The organism is Dysgonomonas mossii (genome assembly GCF_004569505.1).
GTDB lineage: Bacteria > Bacteroidota > Bacteroidia > Bacteroidales > Dysgonomonadaceae > Dysgonomonas.
Map to the genome: position 1 here is coordinate 1 of NZ_SPPK01000015.1, position 4,242 is coordinate 4,242.

Consider the following 4,242-nt stretch of genomic DNA (forward strand, 5'->3'; position numbering starts at 1 on the left):
TTTGGAATAAATTCTATCTTTGTATCATTATGAGAAAATCGGTTTTAGTACTACTTTCTTTTTCAAATACTTCTTCAGCAAAAGACTAAAGGGTAGGGTAGTGCGCGTTTCTGACGGCGACACGGTAACACTACCCATTTTTAGAACTGATGATATCGTATTATTGTATATATATCCTGTAGAAACCATACTGTGTATTACGATAACCTTGCCGCCAATCATTCTCTTTAAGGGTATTGAGGTCGGAAGAGGATTCGAACCTATCTAAAAGGTATTGCGATCTTTGCCTAACCACCCGACCATTGTATTCTTTTACTTTAATTAAATAATCTATAAGTCCGAAAGGAAAAGCTTTTGGACTTCTCTTTATGATTACTTTAAATCCTCTACTGAAGCTCCAAAGTTGATATGCAAAACATTTCCGTTAGTTAACACCAATGCTGGAACAGATTTTACAACTGTATTCTCAGCTACTTTTACATTTGCTTTATTTGTACCCAGATGTATTACTTCAACCTGACCTTTAGGGATAAGATTTAAAATATCTTCTTCTGCACTTATACAAACAGGACAATCTGCATGGTGAAAAATTGCCTTTTTCAGATTTACTTAGTTTTTAATAAAATAATTACTTTCCGTTATCATAGAAAGTATCTCTTAGCTCTTGCAATACAAAAGTATTACATATGAGGATTGTCATAGTGGTGCAGTTTTAATATAAATATACAGTCCAGTTATTATATATACGCTTTGAATTGGACTGGCATTTAATCTAAATACTGGACCATGTATCTGGTCCAAATACGCTATACTTTTGCTATTTGAAAAATATTAACCTCGGGTAAAGAATATTTGATTATGATAAATTCAGATTACGAAGTATTTAATCTTATTGAACAAGAATTAGAAAGACAACAGACATCAATAGAACTGATAGCATCAGAGAATATTGTGAGTAAGTCTGTAATGAGAGCTGCCGGATCGGTACTAACCAACAAGTATGCAGAAGGGTTACCTTACAAAAGATATTATGGAGGATGTCAATATATTGATGGGATAGAGACACTCGCTATAGAGCGAGCAAAAAAACTATTTGGTGCAGAATGGGTAAATGTCCAGCCGCATTCGGGTTCGCAAGCTAATATTGCAGTTTTTCATGCTTTATTAAAGCCAAAAGATAAGATATTGGGCTTTAGTTTAAATCATGGCGGTCATTTAACTCATGGTTCACCGGTGAATTTTTCGGGTAGGATGTATGATGCTTATTTCTATGGAGTAAAAAGAGAAACCGGACTTATAGACTATCAGGAACTGGAGCAAAAAGCTTTGGCTATAAAACCAGAAATGATAATAGCGGGTGCATCTGCCTATTCAAGGGATTGGGACTACAAACGAATCAGGCAAATAGCCGATAAAATTGGTGCAATAGTGCTGGCTGATATTGCTCATCCGGCAGGACTAATAGCAAAAGGTTTGTTAAACGATCCACTACCTCATTGCCATATAATAACTACCACTACCCATAAAACACTAAGAGGTCCTAGAGGTGGTATGATTATGATCGGAAAAGATTTTGAAAATACTATTGGAGAAAAAGATAATAAAGGAAATTATAAGATGATGTCCTTATTTTTAGATTCCGCTGTTTTTCCGGGAACTCAAGGAGGTCCGCTAGAGCATATTATAGCTGCAAAAGCTATTGCATTTAAAGAAGCGCTAAGTGAAGATTACTATAGCTATGCTACTCAGGTTGTAAAGAATGCAAAAAAGCTTGCAAGTTCATTGATGGATAAAGGCTACAAAATTATTTCGGATGGAACAGACAATCATTTAATGCTAATAGATTTATCTAACAAATCAATTGATGGGAGGTCTGCACAAGAGCTTTTAGATTCTGTTGGTATTACAGCTAATAAGAACATGATACCTTATGATGAAAAGTCACCTTTTATTACTTCGGGAATTAGATTTGGAACAGCAGCCCTTACCTCACGAGGACTAAAAGAGGAAAACATGGATGATGTTGCAAATCTTATAGATTCTGTATTAACAAACAAAATGTGTATAATAACACTGAATAGATTAAGAGAAAGAGTTCGAGAATTTATATCAGAATTTCCGATTTATTCAAATTGTTAGATTATGGATACAGTGAAAAATAATCTTTTTGTAATTCATCAAAGAATAAAAGTAGCTTGTGATAGAGCAAACCGTGATGCTAATGATGTAAGATTATTATTAGCAACAAAAACGGTTCCGGCTGAGAGGATAGGATTTGCATTAGAATGTGGAGAAACTTTAATAGGGGAAAATAAAGTACAAGAATTAAAAGAAAAAGAAGAGAAACTGACTCATTATAATTGTGAAAAACATTATATCGGTCATTTACAAACGAATAAAGTTAAAGAAGTCCTAAAATATGTGTCTTGTATAGAGTCTATAGATAGACTTGATCTAGTACAAAAGTTAGATCAACGGCTACAGTTTGAAGGCAAAAGTATAGACATACTGGTGCAGGTAAACACATCCTATGAGGAGAGTAAATTCGGCTTAGATCCAATAAATGTTATTTCATTTATAAAAGAGGTCGCAAAATATGATACATTGAAAATCAAAGGCTTGATGACAATAGGTTTATTCAGTGCTGAAGAAGAAAAGGTAAGAAGATGCTTCAGGTTACTAAAAGATATCCAACAACAAGTTATTGAAGAGAATATATTGAATGTAAATATGACTGAACTATCGATGGGGATGAGCGGAGACTTAGAAGTTGCCATTGAAGAAGGAGCAACTATTGTTCGTGTTGGTACTGCTATTTTCGGAGAGCGAATTTATCCGAATAGCTACTATTGGAATGAATTGGGAAAACTTAATTGAAACTAAAAAATATAGAAATGAATATATGCGGATTATTTGATATGGATGGGGTTATTATCGACACAGAACCACAATATACCATTTTTTGGAATAAAATTACAAAGCAATATAATATTCATGTTGAAGATTTTGAGAATAAGATAAAAGGAATGACTATTCCTCATATTTTTAGTTATTACTTTAATAAATTAATTATCAGATAAAGAAGTAGAACAAATTCTTCGGGATTTTAGGTTGTTTGAAGAATCTGTTCAATTCTCTGATGTTCTCGGTGCTATTGATTTTGTAAAAGAACTCAAGCTCCATAATATCAGGGTGGGCTTAGTAACAAGTGCTATGGAGTTAAAGCTAAACCGCGCTTGCCAACAGATGCAGTTTGATACACTCTTCGATGTAATAATATCCCCAAAAGATATACAAAATGGGAGGCCCGCTTCGGATTGTTTTTTGTTAGGAGTAAAAAGGCTGTCTTGTGAAACTAGAAATTGTATTGTGTTTGAAGACTCTTTAGCTGGCATTCTGGCAGGGAATGCTGCCAGAATACCTGTAATTGGATTTACCACCACTCATTCCAAAGAAGTATTGATGGAGAAATGTATAACTGTATTCCGGACTTTGGGCAGGCCTCAGTGAATTGGATAAAGGCTATTATATCAAATATATAAAACTATGAATATTCATCAAGTGGGTCGTATATCTCTAATAAATGTGACTTTAGTTCTAGTTCTGATAAATACTGTCGGAATTTATTTCATCAATGATGCATTTGTTGTTAGCATATTGATTATAGTATCGACTATTATATGGTGTTTTACTCTAAATTTTTACAGAAGTCCCAAGTGGGTCTTCAATGGTGATAAAGAGAGTTCGATCGTTTCGCCTGCTGATGGTAAGATTGTTTCTATTGAAGAAGTATATGAACCCGAGTTCTTTAAAGATGAAAGATTATTGGTCTCAGTTTTTATGTCTGTGTTTAATGTACATGCAAATTGGTATCCTCTAGACAATGTGCATATTATATATAAGAAACATCATAAAGGAAGATTTAGAGCTGCTTATTTACCTAAGTCGAGTACAGAAAATGAGCGATCTACAATCGTTTTAGAACGGGAAGATGGTCAACAAATATTAGTCCGACAAATTGCAGGAGCTATGGCCAGACGAATCGTTACTTATCCGGAAATAGGCGATATTGGAAAACTAAACTATCTTTTGGATTTATTAAACTAGGTTCAAGAGTAGATATGTATCTACCTCTTGGAATAGAGGTTAAAGTTGAGATCGGACAAACAGTTATCGGCTGCAGAACTTTAATAGCAGTAAATAATATCAAAAATAAACAATGAAGCGATTTTGATGTACGTC

General features: G+C 34.0%; 6 protein-coding genes. 5 read left to right on the plus strand and 1 reads right to left on the minus strand.

The window, feature by feature from the left end; genetic code table 11:
* Positions 1 to 27: 27 nt before the first annotated feature.
* Entirely contained in the window at positions 28 to 222 is a 195-nt protein-coding gene (locus E4T88_RS18140; protein WP_135107527.1) for a hypothetical protein, read from the minus strand.
* A gap of 636 nt (positions 223 to 858) precedes the next feature.
* On the opposite strand from E4T88_RS18140, the gene glyA reads away from it, so the two are divergent.
* The 5 genes from glyA to E4T88_RS18425 all read left to right on the plus strand — a co-directional run bounded on the left by glyA (position 859) and on the right by E4T88_RS18425 (position 4,223).
* Positions 859 to 2,139, plus strand: coding sequence for a serine hydroxymethyltransferase (gene glyA, locus E4T88_RS17165; protein WP_135107529.1), 1,281 nt, complete (start codon positions 859 to 861; stop codon positions 2,137 to 2,139).
* 3 nt (positions 2,140 to 2,142) lie between these two features.
* Positions 2,143 to 2,877: a YggS family pyridoxal phosphate-dependent enzyme gene (locus E4T88_RS17170; RefSeq protein ID WP_135107531.1), complete on the plus strand. Its 735-nt coding sequence runs from the start codon at positions 2,143 to 2,145 to the stop codon at positions 2,875 to 2,877.
* A gap of 234 nt (positions 2,878 to 3,111) precedes the next feature.
* Complete coding sequence (locus tag E4T88_RS18345) at positions 3,112 to 3,510, plus strand: HAD family hydrolase (RefSeq protein WP_228094006.1); 399 nt, start codon at positions 3,112 to 3,114, stop codon at positions 3,508 to 3,510.
* A 36-nt stretch (positions 3,511 to 3,546) separates the two neighbouring features.
* Complete coding sequence (locus E4T88_RS17180) at positions 3,547 to 4,107, plus strand: phosphatidylserine decarboxylase (RefSeq protein WP_306461442.1); 561 nt, start codon at positions 3,547 to 3,549, stop codon at positions 4,105 to 4,107.
* Between the two features lie 14 nt (positions 4,108 to 4,121).
* On the plus strand, positions 4,122 to 4,223 hold the full coding sequence (locus tag E4T88_RS18425; RefSeq protein WP_368733893.1) for a hypothetical protein: 102 nt from the start codon (positions 4,122 to 4,124) through the stop codon (positions 4,221 to 4,223).
* The last annotated feature ends 19 nt before the right edge of the window (positions 4,224 to 4,242 follow it).

Coding starts and splice junctions, on each gene's coding strand:
- E4T88_RS18140 (WP_135107527.1), bottom strand. CDS start 222: ATGATTGGCGGCAAGGTTATCGTAATACACAGTATGGTTTCTACAGGA.
- glyA (WP_135107529.1), top strand. CDS start 859: ATGATAAATTCAGATTACGAAGTATTTAATCTTATTGAACAAGAATTA.
- E4T88_RS17170 (WP_135107531.1), top strand. CDS start 2,143: ATGGATACAGTGAAAAATAATCTTTTTGTAATTCATCAAAGAATAAAA.
- E4T88_RS17180 (WP_306461442.1), top strand. CDS start 3,547: ATGAATATTCATCAAGTGGGTCGTATATCTCTAATAAATGTGACTTTA.
- E4T88_RS18425 (WP_368733893.1), top strand. CDS start 4,122: ATGTATCTACCTCTTGGAATAGAGGTTAAAGTTGAGATCGGACAAACA.